This window comes from Marinobacter sp. UBA2688 (genome assembly GCF_002352785.1).
Classification (GTDB): domain Bacteria; phylum Pseudomonadota; class Gammaproteobacteria; order Pseudomonadales; family Oleiphilaceae; genus Marinobacter; species Marinobacter salarius.
Genome location: NZ_DELU01000026.1, coordinates 503,526 through 521,739, shown reverse-complemented (window position 1 = coordinate 521,739; position 18,214 = coordinate 503,526). Strand labels below are relative to the sequence as shown.

Genomic DNA, 18,214 nt, shown 5'->3' with positions numbered 1-18,214 from the left:
TAACTCCCCCTCCTACTCGATTCGGGGCGTGTGCTGCTTAACGGTCTGAATCGGTTGCGGCGCGCAGTGCGTCCAGGTGCGGTCGCAGGGCACGCTTGTCGGCTTCCGGTGCGTTGCTTGCCGTTTCCATGGCAGACATGGCGCCACCCATCATGTCCCGCATCTGCTGTTTTTGGGCTTCGCTCATGTGTGGATTGTTGTTGATCTCTTCCATGGCTTTGGCCATTTCCTGATTCATGGTGTTGGACTGCTCGCCCATTTCCAGGGCGCTCCAGGCCTGGAAGATGCGGTCACCGGTTTTCGCCCACGACTCGGGATTGGCGAATCCGTGTTGCTCCACCACGTCTTCCAGCCGGTTATATAGGTCATGACCCTTCATGCGCTCGATGGACGATGAGAATATTCGCGACATGTCTGGCATCTCGCCACCGCGCTCACCTTTCTCGGCCGGGAAATCCTCCGTCATCTCATCGAATTCACTCTCCATCCCCTGAAGGGTTTCCAGGCTGCTGATGAATGAGCGGATGGTCTGGTCGGTCAGGGTCTCAGCCTGGGCCGCGAAGGGGGCAAGCAAGAGCAGGAGAAGCAGGGGCACTAAGGCAGGGCTGAATCGGTTCATGAGAACGTCTCCTTGTGATTGGGAATCCCGGTTCCATTGATCGGGATTCCCTAAAGGTAGTCCTCTGTTAAACCGCCTGCAACAACCCATGCCGGGTTATGATCGGCCATGATCAGGCTCGGCTCAGAACAGCAGATCCGGCAGATAGGTGGCAATTTGCGGGAAGATCATGATCAACCCCAGACCCACAATTTCAACAATCACAAAGGGAATGATCGATGAGTAGATATCCTTCATGGTGATGCTCGGTGGCACCACCCCTTTCAGATAGAACAGATTGAAACCGAAAGGCGGCGTCATGTAGCCGATTTCCATATTGATCACGAACAGGATGCCGAACCATATCGGGTCAAATCCCAGGGACTCAACGATGGGCATGAATACCGGCAGCGTGATCAACATGATGCCAACCGGGTCCAGCACCATGGCCAGCAGGAACACGATCACCATCATGGCGACGATGATGCCCCAGGGGCCGCCGGGAATCATATTCATCAGCCCCTCGATCAGATCCTGGGCCCCCATGCTCTGATAGGCAGCACTGAAGGCGTGGGCTGCGAACAGGATCCACATGATCATACCGGTGAGCTTGAAGGTGCGGATCGCCGCTTCCTGCAGGATGCTCCACTTGAACTGACGGTACACCGCAGCGGATATCAGGGCGCCGAGCACGCCCATGGCGGCGGCTTCGGTTGGCGTGGTAATGCCGCCAATGATAGAGCCCAGAACCATGATCACAACACCGATGGGCAGCAGTACCGCCCGCAGGGCACGCAACTTCTCCGGCCAGGTGCCACGCTCTTCCTTGGGCAGCGCCGGGGCCAGTTCGGGCTGCAGGTGGCAGCGCACCAGGATGTAGATGGCGGTCAGTACCATCAGCAGAATACCGGGCATGATGCCGGCAGCGAACATCTTGCCCACCGACACACCGGTAATCAGGGCATAGAGGATCATCAGAATGCTGGGAGGAATCAGTATGCCCCAGCCCCCACCGGTGTTGATCACACCCAGGGCCATCTTCTTGTCGTAGCCCCGTTCAAGCATTGAGGGCAGAGCGATGGTGCCCATGGCGACGACCGCCGCGCCACTGATGCCGACCATGGCTGCAAAAACGGCGCAGATGCCAAGGGTGCCAATCGCGAGGCCGCCCCGCAGGCCGCCGCACCAAAGATGCATCATGCGGTACAGGTCTTTGGCAACCCCGGTTCGCTCCAGAATCATCGCCATGAAGACAAACAGGGGGATCGCCACCAGGGTAAAGCTTTCCATGGTGCCCCAGATCTGCGAGGACACCATGTAGAAGGAGTCGAATCCCCAGGTGAAGTAGAGGAAGACAACGGATACGCCGCCCAGCACAAAGGCCAGTGGCAGGCCCAGAAGCAGGAAAAACAGCAGGGAGCCGAAGAACAGCAGCGTGAGGATTTCAATGCTCACAATGGCTCTCCTTTGGCGTCGTCCTGGGGTTCGGGGGTGTAGTAATTGAGGTTGAAGGCCACTGCGATATCTTCCAGTAACTTGACGATGCCTTGCAGAACCAGCAGGCCAGTGCCCAATGGAATGGCAGCTTTCACCGGCCAGATAGGCGGGTTCCAGGCGGAATAGGAGGTTTCCCAGCTGGCAATGGACTCACTGGCCATGTCGTAGCCGAAGTAAAGCAGGGCCAGGGTGAATATAAAGAATATTGTTGAAGTCAGAATGTCGAGCACGGCACGGCCGCGGGGCGGAAGGTGTGAGTGCAGCAGATCAACATTCACATGGCCACGGTGAGCCATGATGTAACCCCCGGACATGACGGCGTAGATGCCAAACAGCATCTGGGTCAGTTCGTTGGTCCATACCGTGGGTGAGTTGAACAGGTAGCGAAACGCCACCTCCATGATCAGGAATGCGAACATGGCAAAAACGATCAGCGCTATCCCGCGCCCGATGACATCATTGAGACGGGTAACCCCTCTCATGAATGCGCTCAACACACCCATTGGTATTCTCCGGGAAACGGTTCGTTCAAAAGCAAAGCCGGGCCTGAAAAGCTGGCCCGGCCGGTTTCAGGTGTCAGGCGTTTACAGGTAACCAAGCTCTGACAGGTAGTCTTTCAGCATGTCCAGCGCCTTCTGGGCGTTGTCGCTGCGCTTGCCTTCCTCATCCCACAACGTCTGTGCGGTCTGGGTCAGACGGTTCTGAACGTCCTCCGGCAAGGTGTTGACCTGAACATTGTGTTCGCTGATGGCCTTGGCCAGCGTGATGCGTTCCTTGTACTGATACTCGTTGGTACGGAACCAGAACTGTTCCTCAAGGGCCTGCTTGACGATGTTCTGCATATCCTCGGGCAACTTGTTCAACGCTTTCTGGCTGACAATGATGACGTCGGTGCCGGCAATGTTCAGTGCTGGCTGCACGTGGTATTTGGCCACTTCATACAGGCCCATACTGAATGCGCCCTGAGAAGCCCCCCAGTGGGCACCGTCAACAATGCCGGAGTCCAGGGCGGAGTAGAGTTCGCTGCCCGGGATGTAGGATGCGGCGGCACCGGCGTCGGTCAGAAAGCTTTGCAGCGCACCAGAGGAGCGGATTTTCAGCTTGGTGAAGTCTTCCCAGCTATTAATAGGCTGCTTGACCACCATCTCGGTCGGGTAGACCTTGTCAGTCGCCCAATAGACATTGTGTTTGGCCGCTTCATCGCGAAGCATCTGTTCGAACCCGAGGCCCTGATGGAAATAGGCGGCTTCCCAGACATTACGGAAGGCAAACGGCAGGCCCGAGGCAATACCCGCGAGGGTGATCTTGTCCTGGGCGTAAGCCGGGGAAATGGTGCCCATTTCCAGGATGCCCCGGCTGACAGCGTTGAAGATTTCCTTGGCTTTAAACAGCGAGCCTGCTTCGTAAAGTTCCAGCTCCAGACGGCCATCGGTGCGCTCTTCAAGAATGGTCTTGAGTCGAACCAGACTGTCTTCATAGGAACTGCTGGAGCCAGGCCAATGGGATTGGACCTTCCAGGTAAAGCTTTCTTCAGCGGCAGCTGCCGGAGCGCTGGCCAGTGCGGCGGTCAGGCCCAGGGTCAGGGCAGAACCGTACGTGATCAGGGTTTTTCTGGCGGTTGTTAGTATCTTCATTGCTGGACCTCGATCATTATTGTGTTGGACGTCCTGTTCGTGATTTCACTGTGCGGAATTAGTGACTGCAGAATGAATCCGTGTATCTGAATCTATCACACACTTTGCTTTTTGCAATAGGATGGTTGCCGATATTCCATTACCAAAGTTTAGTTCATGGAGGCATTCATCGTGATCATCACCCAAAATCAGCCAGGTGTGGCCCACCTGGTGATCAGCAGGACGGACAAAAAAAACGCATTGACTCGCGATATGTACCGGGCGCTGGCCGAAGGTGTGAGCAAAGCAGCGGCAGATACAAGCGTGCATGCCATTGTGCTCAGCGGTGACGGTGGTGTTTTTACCGCCGGCAATGATCTCGATGATTTCCGCGCCCGCGCTACGGATAAGAATCCGAAGCCCTCTGCGGGTCTGGCTTTTATCGAAGCCCTGATGGTGTGCGATACGCCCATCATTGCTGCGGTGGAAGGACTTGCCATCGGGATCGGCACTACCCTGTTGTTGCATTGTGACTCCGTCATCGCTGGCCGCTCCGCACGTTTCAAAACCGCCTTTGTGGATCTGGGGCTGGTGCCGGAGGCGGCTTCTACCGTGACCATGCCGTTGCATCTGGGTTCCCGGCGTACCGCGGATCTGCTACTGATGGGAGACACTCTGAACGGCGAGGAAGCTAGGGAATGTGGCCTGGTCAGTCATGTGGTTGATGATGGGCTGGCGGTGGATGAAGCATTGGCACAGGCTGACGCGCTCGCGGCTAAACCCCGGGAAGCCCTGCGGGCCACCAAGCGCCTCATCAAGGCGCCCTGGCGGGAAGCGGTGAGCGAGGCCCTTGAGAGGGAACGCTCCGTGTTTGCCGACAGACTGCGGTCGGAGGACTGCCGGGCCGCCCTTGCGCGCATGGGCAAGGGCTAGTTCAGGGCCAGTAAGGCGCCCGCAGATCGCGCTTCAACACCTTGCCAATGGTGGAACGGGGCAGCTCCGGGCGGAATTCAATGGCCGTCAGGCGCTGGGCCTTGCCCAGTTGACCATTGGTCCACTCGAGGATCTCCGCCTCATCCTCTGTGCAGCCGGGCTTGAGCACCACCAGCCCCAGCGGGGTTTCGCCCCATTGTTCGCTGGGAATGCCAATCACCGCAACGTCGGCGACGGCCGGATGGGCCAGCAGTACCTTTTCGAGATCCACCGCGTAGATGTTGAAACCGCCGGAGATGATCATGTCCTTGCGTCGGTCCAGGATATACACAAAACCTTCTTCATCGACTCGGCCCATATCACCGCTGCGATAGAAGACCAGGCCCTCGGGGCTGGTCCAGAGCATGTCCCGGGTCTGTTCCTCGCGGTTGATATATCCCCGCATCATGGAGATGGCGCGGCCCACGATCTCCCCGGTCTCGCCCCGGGGCAGCTCGTTGCCCTCCTCGTCAATTACCCGAACTTCCGCGCCTTCGGTGGGTTTTCCCACGGAGTCCCATTTGTCCGGGTGGGCCGCGCAGTCCAGGCTGGTGGAGATGCCGCCTTCGGTCAGGCCATACACCTCGCGGATGTTGCCCGGCCAGCGCTCCATGGCTTCCCGGATGACGTCCGCCCTGAGGGGAGCGCTGGTGCACAACTTGAGCTGGAACGCGGACAGGTCGAAGCGATTGAATTCCGGATCGGCGAGGATGCGTTGGTACTGGACCGGCACCAGCATGGCGTGGGTCACGCGGTAGCGTTCGGCCATTTCCAGGAACCGCCGGGCATCGAACTTTGCCATCAGCACCAGGGTCCCGCCGTAGAACAGAGTTGGCAGTACGGACACCAGCGTGGTGTTGGAGTACATCGGCGTGGACACCAGGTTAACGGCGTTGCCATCAAGCCCGAAGCGACTCATTCGGACCATCTGGCGCTGGCGGAAACGGTAATCGTGAAGAATGCCCTTGGGGGTGCCGGTCGTGCCCGAGCTGTAAATGACATTGAACGGATCATCCAGGGTGACCGTGGCCGGGCGCGCCTCCGCGCCAATATCGCCCAGCCAGGACGCAAGGTCCAGGCGCATTCCCGGGCTGTGGCCATCGAGCGCTATACATTGATCGCGCCCGAGCGTATCGAGCTTATCGGCAATGCCTTCAAACAGCTCGATGTTCTTCTTGGAAACAAACAGGAAGCGGGCTCTGCAGTCATTCAGCATCAGTGCCAGGCTGCTGCCACTCGCCATGCCTGAAAGCGGCACCATGCAACCGCCGGCCACCAACGTCCCCAGGTACAGAGCAACATAATGGATGCTGTTTTCTGACAAACCCGCTACGGCGTCACCTTGTTTCAGGCCGGCGGATCGCAGCCGGTTGGCGATGCGGTTGGCTCGCCTGACAAGCGCCTGCCAGTTGAGTTGGGTCTCCCCATCGATGAGTGCGATATGGTCCGGGCGTTCGAGGGCGAGGTGCTGGATGCGTTGGCCAATGGCGTCCATGGACTCATCGGGATCGGTGGGGGCATAGACGGGCATGTGCTGCGTGTTTTTCATTTTTTCGCCTATTGTGGTTCTGATGTTTTATCTAGTGAAATTTACTTCCGAATATATTGACTCAAAACCGGAAGGCGTGACAAATTACAGTAGAAGGTGAATTCGCGACGACGCAACAAACTATAAAAAGGAGCATCGGCATGGGGCGTTTCGACAAGCGGGTAGCCATCGTCACCGGGGCCGGCAGTGGTATCGGCAGGGCCACGGCGGTTCGCCTGGCGCGGGAGGGTGCGCAGGTGGTGATGATGGATATGTCCGAAGCGGGCCTGCTGGATACCGAGGGCCTGATGCCCGAGGGAGCGGAAACCCTGCGTCGCATTGGAGACGTGGCTGATGAGGAGCAGGTCAGCGCACTGGTGGGCGAGACTGTCTCGACCTTCGGTCGCATTGACGTGCTGTGCAACGTTGCCGGCATCGCCAGCACCAATGGTGGTCACCCCGATATTACCGGTAACGACCGGGGCGAATGGGAACAGGTGCTGGCGGTGAACCTGATTGGCACCATGCTGTTTATAAAGCATGTCGCGCCCCACATGCAGGCCCGCAAGCTGGGCTCGATTGTTAATACCGCCTCGGTGGCCGGTCTTCGCTCCGGTGCCGGTGGTAACGCTTACAGCGCGTCCAAGGCTGGTGTGGTTAACCTCACCATGACTGCTGCCTGCGATCTGGGGAACGACAATGTACGCGTAAATGCGGTGTGCCCGGGGCTGGTGGAAACCGGCATGACCCAGGCTGTTTTTGACTATGCCCACGCCAATGAGAAAGCCCATAAGCTTGGATCACGGTGTGAATTGCGGCGCTATGGTGCGCCGGAAGAAATTGCCGCCGCCATTCTGTTCCTGGCCAGTGATGACGCCAGCTACATCACTGGCCAGTCTTTGCCCGTGGACGGTGGCAACACCGCTTCTCTTAACCTGCCTGGAATGAAAGTGTAATGAGTGAAGACAGCCTGCATATCCGTGGTGGCCAGGACCTGCCAGGATTTCACAATCTGCTGGGGTATCACCAGGTGTCCTGGGAGGAGAACGAAGCGGTGATTGGCCTGGAGCTGCAGCCTTGCCACCTTAATCTGGGCGGCGTGATTCATGGCGGTGTGTTGACGTCGCTGCTGGATATCGCAATGGCCGAGGCCGGCACCTACTGTCCGTATCCCGGCCGGATACGCAAAGCCATTACCCTGTCGCTGACGACAACGTTCACCGGGCAGTGTTCCGGTGGAACTATCCGGGTCACCGGCCGCAAACGGGCCGGCGGTACCCGAATTTTTAACAGCACCGGAGAGGTTCACGACGACAAGGGTAACCTCCTGGCCATCGCCGAAGGCACCTTCCGCATTCGCTCCGGGAGTGAGAAACCGGAAGGCGTGCCAATCTGATCCTTCAACCAATGAGGTACTGGAATGTTTGAGCTGTCTGACAAAGCCAAAAAACTGCAGGCGCAGCTTCACGAATTCATGGACGCCCATATTTACCCGAATGAGCACAAGCACCATGAACAGGTCGAGCAGGCGGAGAATCGCTGGGCGCCGGTACCGATCGTCGAGGAGTTGAAGGTCAAGGCGAAAGCCGCGGGGCTGTGGAACCTGTTCCTGCCCGACAGTGAATTCGGTGCCGGTCTGACCAACTATGAGTACGCCCATCTGTGTGAAGTCATGGGGCGCTCGGCCATGGCGCCGGAGGTGTTCAACTGCTCCGCGCCGGACACCGGCAACATGGAAACCATCGCCCGCTACGGCAACAAAGAGCAGCAGGACAAGTGGCTGAAGCCCCTGCTTGATGGCGAAATCCGCTCCTGCTTCTCCATGACCGAGCCTGACGTGGCCTCTTCCGATGCCACCAATATTGCCTGTGAAATCCGTCGCGAAGGCGATGAGTATGTGATCAATGGCCGTAAGTGGTGGTCGTCAGGTGCCATGACCACCACCTCTAAAATCGCCATTGTTATGGGCAAGACCGATCCGGGGGCTGAGAAGCACAAGCAGCAGTCGATGATTCTGGTGCCGCTGGACACGCCGGGCGTGAAGATGATCCGCCCGCTGACGGTGTTTGGCTACGACCATGCCCCTCACGGCCACGCTGAGATTCAGTATGACAATGTGCGGGTGCCGGTGGACAACATTCTGTTGGGTGAGGGCCGTGGTTTTGAAATTGCTCAGGGCCGCCTTGGGCCGGGCCGTATTCACCACTGTATGCGCACCATCGGGGTTGCCGAGCGTGCCCTCGAGCTGATGTGCAAGCGTGCCAATGCCCGCGAGGCTTTCGGTAAGCCGCTGTCGAGTTTCGATTCCATTCGCAAGGATATTGCCCGCAGTCGCATGGAGATTGAACAGGCTCGGCTGATGACCCTGAAAGCGGCGCACATGATGGACACCGTTGGCAATAAGGTGGCTCGTCAGGAGATTGCGATGATCAAGGTGATCGCACCGAGCATGGCGCTGAAGGTGTTGGACCGGGCGATTCAGGTTCACGGTGGCGCGGGCGTGTCTCAGGACACGTTCCTGGCCGAAGCCTGGGCCAAGGTGCGGACGTTGCGGCTGGCGGACGGGCCGGATGAGGTGCATCTTGATTCTGTTGCCAAGCTGGAGCTCAAACAATACCGGTAATTGTTTTGGCCCGCTTTGTCGGGTGCGTGAACGAACGGGGAGGAACCTGCCGGGACGCGCTGTGAATACGTCCATGTACGCTCGACAAAAACATCCATGTTTTTGACGGTCCCGGCAGGTTCCTCCCCGTTCGTTCCCATAGCTCTGAGAAAGATTTTCGACAATGAGGTGTCTGTATGAACAACCCGCTTTTCGATATGACCGGAAAAGTCGCCCTGATCACCGGTTCCACCAAAGGCATCGGCCGTTCCATCGCCGAAGAAATGGCTCGCCTGGGTGCCAAAGTTGTCATCTCCAGCCGCAAGGCCGATGCCTGTGAGCAGGTCGCCAATGAATTGAAAGAGCAGGGCTACGAGGCCATCGCCATTCCCTGTCATGTGGGTAAGAAGGAAGACCTGCAGAACCTGGTGGATAAAACCAACGAAGCCTGGGGTTCTATCGATGTGCTGGTGTGCAACGCCGCCACCAACCCGGTCTACGGCACCACCGCCGAAATGACCGACGAAGCCTGGGACAAGATCATGGACACCAACGTCAAAGGCACCTTCTGGCTCACCAACATGGTGCTGCCGCAGATGGCCGGGAAAGGTGAAGGTGCGGTTGTTCTTCTGTCCAGCATCGCCGGAATCCGTGGCAATACCACCATCGGTACTTACGGTGTTTCCAAGGCAGCGGAAGCGGCGTTGGCCCGGAATCTGGCAGTGGAGTGGGGGCCAAAGGGCATTCGAGTGAACAGCATCGCCCCCGGCCTGATCAAAACCGACTTTGCCAAAGCCCTGTGGGAAGACCCGGTCCGCGTTAAACGCGCCGAAGACAAAACCCCACTGCGCAGAATCGGTGACCCGGTCGACATCGCCGGCCTGGCCGTCTTCCTGTCAACAAAGGCGAGTGCCTACGTCACCGGACAGGTCATCGTAGCCGACGGCGGCGAAACCATTTGTTAAGAAGGCATCAACGAAAGCACGCCGAGGCAGGTGGGTGGGGGTGTCTTTGTGCAGGGAAAAAGGTGTCCGAGCGCAGCGAGTTCTTTTTCCCGGAAGAAAGACACCCCCACCCGCCGGCCGCCGCCCCCATGACGGGGCTGTCACGCAATAAATGAAGGCAACAGAAAAGATGGCCATGAACCCAGAGTTGGTAGACGTTTTGCCAGCCCACCAATTTGATGAAGACAGCCTCCGGACCTGGCTACAGCGAGCCATACCAGGTTTCGGCACCAAGCTGGACGTACAGCAATTCCAGGGCGGGCAGTCGAACCCCACGTTTCTACTGGACACCGACAGCGGTCAGTACGTTCTGCGCAAAAAGCCACCGGGAAAAACACTGCCCTCCGCCCACATGGTGGAGCGGGAATACAAAGTCATGCGCGCTTTGTCCGAACACACCAGCGTGCCCGTGCCGGCCACCCGGGCTTTGTGTGAAGACAGCAGCATCATCGGTACGCCGTTCTACGTTATGGATTATCTGGAAGGCCGCATAGTTAGTCATCCGGCACTGCGGGCGCTGGATCGTCAGGAGCGGATGTCGGCCCATCGGTCGGCTATCGACACCCTGGCAGCACTGCACTCGGTGGATGTTAACCAAATCGGCCTTGGGGATTATGGCCGTCCGGAAGGCTATGTGGCACGGCAGGTATCCCGTTGGACCAAGCAGTACCTGGCGTCGAAAACGGACGAGCAGTCCGCCATGAACAAACTCATGGAGTGGCTTCCGAAAAACCTGCCATCCACCGATGAGTGCGCTATTGCCCATGGTGACTACCGCTTTGGCAACCTGATGCTGGCACCGGACAAACCGGACGTGATCGCCATTCTGGACTGGGAGTTGTCTACTCTTGGTCATCCGCTGGCGGATCTTGCCTATTACTGCCTGCCGTACCACCTGCCTTCGGACATGGAAGGTTCCCGCGGTTTGTTGGGGGAGGATCTGGAGGCACTGGGCGTTCCCACTGAGCAGGAAACCATTGCCCGTTACTGCCAACAGACCGGTCGCGATGGCATTGCGGACTGGCATGTGTTCCTGGCGTTTTCCCTGTTCCGTCTGGCGGCGATTGTTCAGGGGGTCTATGCCCGCGCGTTGCAGGGAAATGCCGCCAATGCCGATGCCCTGCAGGTTGGCAAACGTGCAAGCCAGCTGGCGGAAGCGGGCTGGAAAATAGCCAGTGAAGGAGACCGGTCATGAGCCAGACTGCTGCAATCACGGAACCGATGGTCCGTCGCATCCTGATCACCAACGATGACGGCATCAACGCACCTGGGCTGGCGATTCTCGAACGGATTGCCCGCAATCTGGCGGAAGAAGTCTGGGTGGTGGCGCCGGAGCATGATCGCAGTGGCGCAGGGCAGAGCATCTCCATTCACGACCCGCTGCGGGTGTATGAAAACGGTGAGAAACGCTATGCCGTGTCCGGTACCCCCGCAGACTGTGTGTTGTACTCGCTGGCCCATTGGTTTGGTGATAACCCGCCGGATCTGGTGCTGTCCGGTGTGAACTGCGGCGCCAATATCAGTGATTCGGTGCAGTACTCCGGAACCGTGGGCGCGGTGCTCAGCGCCGAACATATGGGCATACCCGCCATTGCGCTGAGCCAGGCCTTCCTGAGCCGGGAAGGCGTTGACTGGTCGCCGGTGTCGGCGTTCGGCGAGCAGGTAATCCGCAAGCTCTGGCAACCGGGCGAAAACCGGGCCTGGAATGTGAACTTTCCGGCCTGCGACGCCGGTGTGATCCGGCAAGCGCAATGGTGCAACCAATCCACCGGCTCCATTCAGCGGCCCCGCCTGCTGGCAGGGCAGGATGCCCGTAGCCTGCCTTATTGGTGGCTGGGGTTCGATCGCAGTTCCCGGCACATTACGGCACCGGATGAAGACGTCACCGTGCTGCGGGAAAAAGCCATTGCGATAACGCCATTGCGTCACCGGGAAGCCCTGCCCGGTGGTACTGGAATATTCGATCTGGCCGCCGCTGCGGCTCACTGAATTGACTGAGGGGATGACAACAATGACATTTACACGCCACCACAGCGTCTGGCCAAAAGAATTACCAAAGAGCATGACACTGCCTGACACCAGCGTTTTCATCAACCTGCAAATATCTGCCCTGCGGTATCCGGACCATACAGCGACCATCTACTACGATGCGCCCATGAGCTACAGGCAGCTGCTGACGGAAGTGGAAGCGATGGCCGGCTATCTTCAGGCTCAAGGAGTGAAGAAAGGTGACCGTGTTCTGCTCTACATGCAGAACTCCCCCCAGTATGCCGTTGCCTACTACGCCATACTGCGAGCCGACGCCGTGGTGATTCCGGTGAATCCGATGAACCGGGCTGCAGAGCTGGAACACTACATTGCCGATACCGGTTCGAGGGTGTGCCTGGCCGGTCAGGAACTGGCCGACTTTATCCTGCCGATGCTGGACAGCACGGATCTTGAGCGGGTGGTGGTGGCGTCCTATAACACCTACATCAATAAGGACACCGACCTGGATTTGCCGGCAGAGGTGGCTGCACCGGCCTGGTCCAAAGACGTACCCGGCGTGGTGAGCTGGGAACAGGCGCTGGCCGGTAATCACAAGCCGGCAGAGCACACCGCAGGCCCGGACGACCTGGCGGTGATCCCCTACAGTTCCGGGACCACCGGCGCGCCCAAGGGATGCATGCATACGCACCGCAGTGTCATGGCCACAGCGGTTCACCGGGCGTTCTGGAATCTGAGCACCGCCAACACTGTCCAGTTGGCGACGTTGCCGTTCTTCCACGTGACCGGTATGACCGGCTCCATGAACAGCCCCATCTACAGTGGTTCAACTACCATCATTATGACGCGCTGGGATCGCACAACCGCCGCCCGGCTGATAGAACGTTACCAGGTCACCGGCTGGACCAACATTGTCACCATGGCGGTGGATTTTCTGTCGAATCCGGACATCGGGCAATACGACCTTTCCAGCCTCAACACCATTGGCGGTGGTGGAGCGGCAATGCCGGAAGCGGTGGCTGCCAAGCTTAAAGCCATGACCGGCCTGGATTACATCGAGGGTTATGGCCTGTCGGAAACCATGGCCGCCACCCACATCAACCCGTCGGATCATCCCAAGCCCCAGTGCCTGGGTATTCCGGTATTCGATGTGGATAGCCGCATCATTGACGTTGAGACCCTGGAAGAGAAAGGCCCGGGCGAAGTGGGGGAGATTGTTTCCAATGGTCCTCAGGTAACCCAGGGGTACTGGCATCGCCCGGCTGAAACCGAGGCGGCGTTCGTGGACATCGACGGCAAACGCTTTTTCCGCACCGGTGACCTCGCTTATTACGACGAAGAGGGCTATTTCTTCATGGTGGACCGGGTCAAACGGATGATCAACGCATCAGGCTTCAAGGTGTGGCCCTCGGAAGTGGAAGGATTGATGTACCGGCATCCGGCCATCCACGAAGTGTGCGTCATTTCATCGCCCCACCCCAAACGCGGTGAGACTGTGAAAGCCTGCATCGTACTGACACCGGATGCGGAGACCAGTACCACCGAAGCGGACATCGTCAGTTGGTGTAAGGAGCAGATGGCTGCCTACAAAGTGCCAGAAATCATCGAGTTCGTGGATGAGTTGCCGAAATCACCCACGGGCAAGTTGATGTGGCGAGCGCTGCAGGAAGAAGAGTGGAAGGCTAAAGCCTAAGCGTTAATTCATGCTAATTATTCCGCACTGCGGAATAACGTTCTAAATATTGACATACGAGACGTTCGGTGCAATTGTTTCATTAAGCTGATAGATGGGTCGCAAGGCCCTGCCCAAAACCGCATAACTCGCAACAACAACAAAACAGCGGAGGAGCACACTTGAGCCTTTTCCTACAACAAATCATCAACGGGTTAACCCTGGGGAGTATCTACGGTCTCGTAGCCCTGGGCCTGACCCTGGTCTACGGGATACTTCATATCCCCAATTTTGCCCATGGCGCGCTCTATATGGTCGGGGCATTCATGTCCTACTTTTTCATGGTGGACCTGGGCGCGCACTACTGGATTGCCATGGCCGGTTCGGCCGCGGTGGTCGCTGTCCTGGCGATACTGTGTGAGCGTCTGGTGTTCCACCCACTGAGGCATTCGCCACCGATCCACGACAAGATCGCCGCCATTGGTATTCTGCTGTTTCTGGAAGCGGTGGTGCAGATGTTCTGGGGGTCGGACTTCCGCCGTATGTCATCGCCATTTACCGGCATCATGAATTTCGACGGACTGATTATTCCTGAACAGCGCCTGCTGATCATTGCGGGGGCGTTCGTGTTGGTAGTGGCCCTGCAGCTTTTCCTGCGCAAGACCATGACGGGGGCGACCATTATCGCCATGGCGCAGAGTCGTGAAGGTGCCTTCCTGGTGGGCATTGATGCCAACCGGGTGGCGATGATGACGTTTGCGATTTCGGGCATGCTGGCCGCGTTTGCCGCCACACTCTATGCGCCCATCAATCTGGTGTATCCCGCCATGGGGCACCTGGTCATCATGAAAGCCTTCGTCATTATCATACTCGGTGGCATGGGTAGCGTGCCTGGCGCCATTGCCGGCGGCATGATTATCGGTTTCGCTGAAGCCCTCGGCGGCTTTTACATCTCGACGTCCTATAAAGACATTATTGCCTTTGGTCTGCTGGTGCTGATTCTGTCAGTTCGTCCACAGGGCCTGTTCGCGAAGGGGGCGCACTGATCATGTTCAAAGTCGCTTCCCTGCTGATGACGCCAGCCGCCAAGTACCTGATGCTGGCCTTCGCCATACTGTTCCCGCTGGTCGCCGCGAATGAGTACCAGGTGTACGTGATGGCGACCGCCTTTGTCTGGGCGATCGCGGTCTACGGCCTGAACATCATTACCGGTTTTTGCGGCCAGCTGAACCTGGCCCACGGCGGTTTTTTTGCCATCGGAGCCTACACCCTTGGCCTGCTGACTGCCGACTATGGCTGGAGTTTCTGGCCTGCCTTCCTGGGTGCGCTGGTGATGACGGCGGTGCTCGGGTTTCTCGTGGGCATCGTTTCGCTGCGCCTGAAAGAGCATTACTTTGCGATATTCACCCTGTGTGTGGGCTTTATCATCTACCTGCTGATCGACAAGTGGGAAGAGCTGACCCATGGTGCCATCGGTGTCCGAGATATCGCCGCACCCTATGGCTTTGGGTTGGTGGACTTTACAGACACCACCCCGTTCTACTACCTGGTGCTGGCCTTCCTGGTGTTCGCAATCTGGTTCATGGGGCGTTTGTCCAAGTCCCTGCTGGGTCGTACCTTCATTGCCATCCGCAACGGTGATGAACTGGCCCAGTCCCTCGGGATCAACCTGATGCGCAATAAAGTCCTCGCCTTTGTACTGTCCACGACCTATGCCGGTCTGGCAGGTGCCCTGTATGCCGGGATGGTCCGTTTCATCGGCCCGGAAGAGGCCAATATCAACCACACCTTCGACATGATCACCTATCTGCTGGTGGGCGGTATCGGCACCATTATGGGGCCGTTGCTGGGCACCGTGGGCATTGTGTGGATTACCCAGTCACTGCAGTTCCTGGAAGAGTACCGAATGATCATTTTCGGGCCGCTGCTGGTGCTATTGGTGATCTTCTTCCCCCGGGGCATTACCGGCTCCTTCCTGACCTGGATGCATCGCAAGTCCCAGGCACTGGCGCCTACGAAAAAGCGCCAGGAGAACAAGGTCAACACCGCACAGAACCGGGAGGCAGAGAGCAATGCTTAAGGTAGAAAACGTCACCAAAATGTTTGGCGGTCTGGCGGCGGTGAGCGATGTGTCGGTGGAGTTCGAAGCCGGCAGGATCAACGCCATTATCGGCCCCAACGGTGCTGGCAAGAGCACCTTTTTCAACCTTATTTCAGGCCTGCACCAGCCCACCTCCGGCCGTATCCTGCTGGACGGCGTGGACGTCACTAACCTGCCCAGCGACAGGGTCGCACGCCTGGGTGTGGGAAGGACCTTCCAGACGACCAACCTGTTTGAGCAGGCAACCGTGCTGGACAACCTGATCGTGGGGCACCGGCTGCGGACGAAATCCGGCCTGTGGGACGTGCTGATCAACAGCAAACGCCTGCAACGTGAAGAGAAGGCGGCGCGGGACAAGGCCATGGAAGCCCTGGAATTTGTGGGCCTTGCCCACGTTGCCGGGCAGTTTATTGCCGACATCACCCAGGAAGAACGCAAGCGGGTGGCCTTTGCCCTGGCACTGGCGACCGACCCCAAGATCGTCCTGCTGGATGAGCCGGCGGCCGGGGTTAATCCGGAAGAAACCGTCGGATTCGCCGCGCTGATGCGGAAAATGGTGGATGAAAAAGGACTCACCGTGTGCCTGATCGAGCACAAGATGGACATGATCATGAGCCTGGCAGACAAGATCATGGTGCTGGATCACGGTGAAAAGATTGCCGAGGGCACGCCGGAAGAAGTACGCAACAACCCGGTGGTGATCGAAGCCTATCTGGGAGGTGACGAAGATGCTGCAGCTTAACCATGTCGACGTCTGCTATGGCAGCTTCAAGGCACTGACCGATATTTCGATGACGGTGGATGCCGGGGAGCTGGTTGTTCTACTCGGGGCCAATGGCGCCGGTAAAAGCAGCCTGTTCAATGCCATTAGTGGCCTGGTAAAGCCGACGGCCGGCGAGATCCAGTTCGAAGACAAACAGCTCAACGGTATGAAAGCCAGTGCGGTCGTCGCCAGCGGCGTAGTGCAGTGTGCCGAAGGCCGAAAACTGTTTCCGCAGATGAGCGTCATGCAGAACCTGATGATGGGGGCCTACGTGCACCGACGTGATCGGCAGGGCAACCGCAAGCGCCTGAACGAAGTGTTGGAGCTGTTCCCGATCCTCGCAGACAAGGCCGATGAGCCTGCCGGATCTCTGTCCGGGGGGCAGCAACAGATGGTGGCCATCGGCCGCGCCATGATGAGCCGCCCCCGCTTGCTGATGCTGGATGAGCCATCCCTTGGCCTGGCTCCCCTGGTGGTCAAGCAAGTGTTCGAAACCGTCAAACAAATCAACAGCCTGGGCACAACCGTGCTGTTGGCAGAGCAGAATGCGTTTGCGGCCCTGAAGATTGCCCACCGTGCTTATGTTATGGAGAACGGCCATCTGGTCATGGAAGGCGACCGGGAGACGATGCTGGGCAACGAACAGGTTCGCAAGGCGTATATCGGGGCCTGACCGGCCTACAACAACAATCAGAGTGACACGCACAACACAACCAGGAGACAACAATGAAAATAGTCAGAAAACTGGGTCAGGCTGTCGCGGCGGCAACCCTTGGGATGAGCCTGTCCGCCGGTGCAATGGCGGGCGAAGTCAACATCGGATTCACCGGCCCGCTGAGTGGCGGCGCTGCTTTATACGGTGAAAACACGCTGTCCGGGCTGCGAATGGCGGTGGCGGAAATCAACGCGGCGGGCGGTTTTGACCTGAACGGCGAAAAGACCACGGTCAACCTGGTCCCCCTGGACGATCGTTACTCACCGGCGCAGGCGGCGACCAATGCCAAGCGACTGAAGCAGGAGTCCAACGTGTCGGCGGTGTTCGTGCCTCACTCCGGTGGTATTTTTGCCCTCCAGGACTTCAACGAGAAAGACAATTTTCTGGTGATGGCCTACTCCAGCGTGCCCAGCATCACCGAAAAGGGCAACAGCCTGACGTTGCGTATTCCTCCTACCTTTGATGGCTACGTGCGGGCCTTTACCGACTACGCCCTTGAGCACGAGGGCAAGAAGCTGGGCATGGGCGGCGCAACCCACGAATACGCCAAAATCTGGGGTGCCATGATCAAGAAAGAGTGGGAGTCCAAAGGGGGAGAAGTGGTTTCTGACAACCCCATGGACTACAACAAATCGGCGGATTTCTTTACCGGCGTCAGCCGTATCATTTCAGAAAGCCCGGACGTGATGTTTGTGGGCGGCGCCTCCGAGCCGACCGGTCTGGTGGTGCAACAGGCCCGCCAGATGGGCTTTCAGGGCGGCTTTATCGTGATGGACCAGGCCAAGATTGACGAAGTGGCCCAGGTAGCCGGTGGCCTGGACATGGTGGAAGGCGCCATCGGCGTGGTTCCACTGAGCGTCTATGACACCCCGGCGGCCAAAGACTTCATCAAGCGCTACAAGGCCGAGTACGACAAAATGCCCGGATCCGAAGCCGCCTACAACTACCTGGCGCTGCACGCCCTGGTGGAAGCCATGGACGCCACCGAGTCCACCGACCCGAAAACCATCCGTGCTGCGATCGGCGATGCCCTGAAAAACATGGACACCCGCAAGAACCCGTACGAAGTCACCGAAGTCACCGAAAACGGTGGTTTCGTGACGGAGACGACCCTGGCCGTGGTGAAAGACGGCGAGATTGTTCGGGAAGAGATCAAGTGATGG

General features: G+C 58.3%; 18 protein-coding genes. 13 read left to right on the top strand and 5 right to left on the bottom strand.

From position 1 onward, the window contains the following. Window positions 1-37 precede the first annotated feature (37 nt). From B3M52_RS17835 to dctP, 4 genes are all read right to left on the bottom strand, one after another. Complete coding sequence (locus B3M52_RS17835; RefSeq protein WP_075195550.1) at window positions 38-619, bottom strand: hypothetical protein; 582 nt, start codon at window positions 617-619, stop codon at window positions 38-40. 123 nt (window positions 620-742) lie between these two features. Further along, the gene (locus tag B3M52_RS17830) at window positions 743-2,053 is read right to left on the bottom strand and encodes a TRAP transporter large permease (protein ID WP_007155586.1); all 1,311 of its coding nucleotides are present in this window, start codon (window positions 2,051-2,053) and stop codon (window positions 743-745) included. Next, complete coding sequence (locus B3M52_RS17825) at window positions 2,050-2,598, bottom strand: TRAP transporter small permease subunit (RefSeq protein ID WP_036202080.1); 549 nt, start codon at window positions 2,596-2,598, stop codon at window positions 2,050-2,052. Before B3M52_RS17825 ends, B3M52_RS17830 begins: the two co-directional genes overlap by 4 nt. A gap of 81 nt (window positions 2,599-2,679) precedes the next feature. Beyond that, window positions 2,680-3,729, bottom strand: a complete 1,050-nt coding sequence (gene dctP, locus B3M52_RS17820) for a TRAP transporter substrate-binding protein DctP (RefSeq protein WP_075195549.1) — start codon at window positions 3,727-3,729, stop codon at window positions 2,680-2,682. A gap of 171 nt (window positions 3,730-3,900) precedes the next feature. Here dctP and B3M52_RS17815 point away from each other — a divergent pair, with 171 nt between their 5' ends. Continuing rightward, window positions 3,901-4,641, top strand: a complete 741-nt coding sequence (locus B3M52_RS17815; RefSeq protein WP_227662326.1) for an enoyl-CoA hydratase/isomerase family protein — start codon at window positions 3,901-3,903, stop codon at window positions 4,639-4,641. Window position 4,642: 1 nt separating this feature from the next. Here the strand turns inward: B3M52_RS17815 and B3M52_RS17810 are convergent, their stop codons facing one another. Next, on the bottom strand, window positions 4,643-6,229 hold the full coding sequence (locus tag B3M52_RS17810; protein WP_075195547.1) for a class I adenylate-forming enzyme family protein: 1,587 nt from the start codon (window positions 6,227-6,229) through the stop codon (window positions 4,643-4,645). Between the two features lie 140 nt (window positions 6,230-6,369). On the opposite strand from B3M52_RS17810, the gene B3M52_RS17805 reads away from it, so the two are divergent. The 12 genes from B3M52_RS17805 to B3M52_RS17750 all read left to right on the top strand — a co-directional run bounded on the left by B3M52_RS17805 (window position 6,370) and on the right by B3M52_RS17750 (window position 18,211). Next, a complete protein-coding gene (locus tag B3M52_RS17805; protein WP_075195546.1) occupies window positions 6,370-7,164 on the top strand; it encodes an SDR family NAD(P)-dependent oxidoreductase in 795 nt (264 codons plus the stop codon). Further along, window positions 7,164-7,604: a PaaI family thioesterase gene (locus tag B3M52_RS17800; protein ID WP_036202088.1), complete on the top strand. Its 441-nt coding sequence runs from the start codon at window positions 7,164-7,166 to the stop codon at window positions 7,602-7,604. Before B3M52_RS17805 ends, B3M52_RS17800 begins: the two co-directional genes overlap by 1 nt. Before the next feature lie 24 nt (window positions 7,605-7,628). After that, window positions 7,629-8,831 (top strand): acyl-CoA dehydrogenase family protein, encoded by a 1,203-nt coding sequence (locus B3M52_RS17795; protein WP_075195545.1) that lies wholly within the window; start codon window positions 7,629-7,631, stop codon window positions 8,829-8,831. Window positions 8,832-9,007: 176 nt separating this feature from the next. Continuing rightward, the gene (locus B3M52_RS17790; RefSeq protein WP_075195544.1) at window positions 9,008-9,775 is read left to right on the top strand and encodes an SDR family NAD(P)-dependent oxidoreductase; all 768 of its coding nucleotides are present in this window, start codon (window positions 9,008-9,010) and stop codon (window positions 9,773-9,775) included. 169 nt (window positions 9,776-9,944) lie between these two features. After that, window positions 9,945-11,009: a phosphotransferase gene (locus tag B3M52_RS17785; protein WP_075195543.1), complete on the top strand. Its 1,065-nt coding sequence runs from the start codon at window positions 9,945-9,947 to the stop codon at window positions 11,007-11,009. 14 nt (window positions 11,010-11,023) lie between these two features. Beyond that, window positions 11,024-11,803 carry a 5'/3'-nucleotidase SurE gene (gene surE / locus B3M52_RS17780; RefSeq protein ID WP_075195566.1) on the top strand — a complete coding sequence of 260 codons (780 nt, stop codon included), beginning with the start codon at window positions 11,024-11,026 and terminating at the stop codon, window positions 11,801-11,803. Between the two features lie 22 nt (window positions 11,804-11,825). Further along, window positions 11,826-13,493: a long-chain fatty acid--CoA ligase gene (locus B3M52_RS17775; protein WP_091641499.1), complete on the top strand. Its 1,668-nt coding sequence runs from the start codon at window positions 11,826-11,828 to the stop codon at window positions 13,491-13,493. Window positions 13,494-13,654: 161 nt separating this feature from the next. Then, window positions 13,655-14,518, top strand: coding sequence for a branched-chain amino acid ABC transporter permease (locus B3M52_RS17770; RefSeq protein ID WP_007155443.1), 864 nt, complete (start codon window positions 13,655-13,657; stop codon window positions 14,516-14,518). Between the two features lie 2 nt (window positions 14,519-14,520). After that, complete coding sequence (locus tag B3M52_RS17765; protein ID WP_085681908.1) at window positions 14,521-15,552, top strand: branched-chain amino acid ABC transporter permease; 1,032 nt, start codon at window positions 14,521-14,523, stop codon at window positions 15,550-15,552. Further along, entirely contained in the window at window positions 15,545-16,315 is a 771-nt protein-coding gene (locus B3M52_RS17760; protein WP_036202098.1) for an ABC transporter ATP-binding protein, read from the top strand. The genes B3M52_RS17765 and B3M52_RS17760 overlap by 8 nt, the downstream gene beginning before the upstream one ends. Next, window positions 16,302-17,009 carry an ABC transporter ATP-binding protein gene (locus tag B3M52_RS17755; protein WP_007155440.1) on the top strand — a complete coding sequence of 236 codons (708 nt, stop codon included), beginning with the start codon at window positions 16,302-16,304 and terminating at the stop codon, window positions 17,007-17,009. The genes B3M52_RS17760 and B3M52_RS17755 overlap by 14 nt, the downstream gene beginning before the upstream one ends. Before the next feature lie 53 nt (window positions 17,010-17,062). Beyond that, entirely contained in the window at window positions 17,063-18,211 is a 1,149-nt protein-coding gene (locus B3M52_RS17750; protein WP_075195540.1) for an ABC transporter substrate-binding protein, read from the top strand. Window positions 18,212-18,214 lie beyond the last annotated feature (3 nt).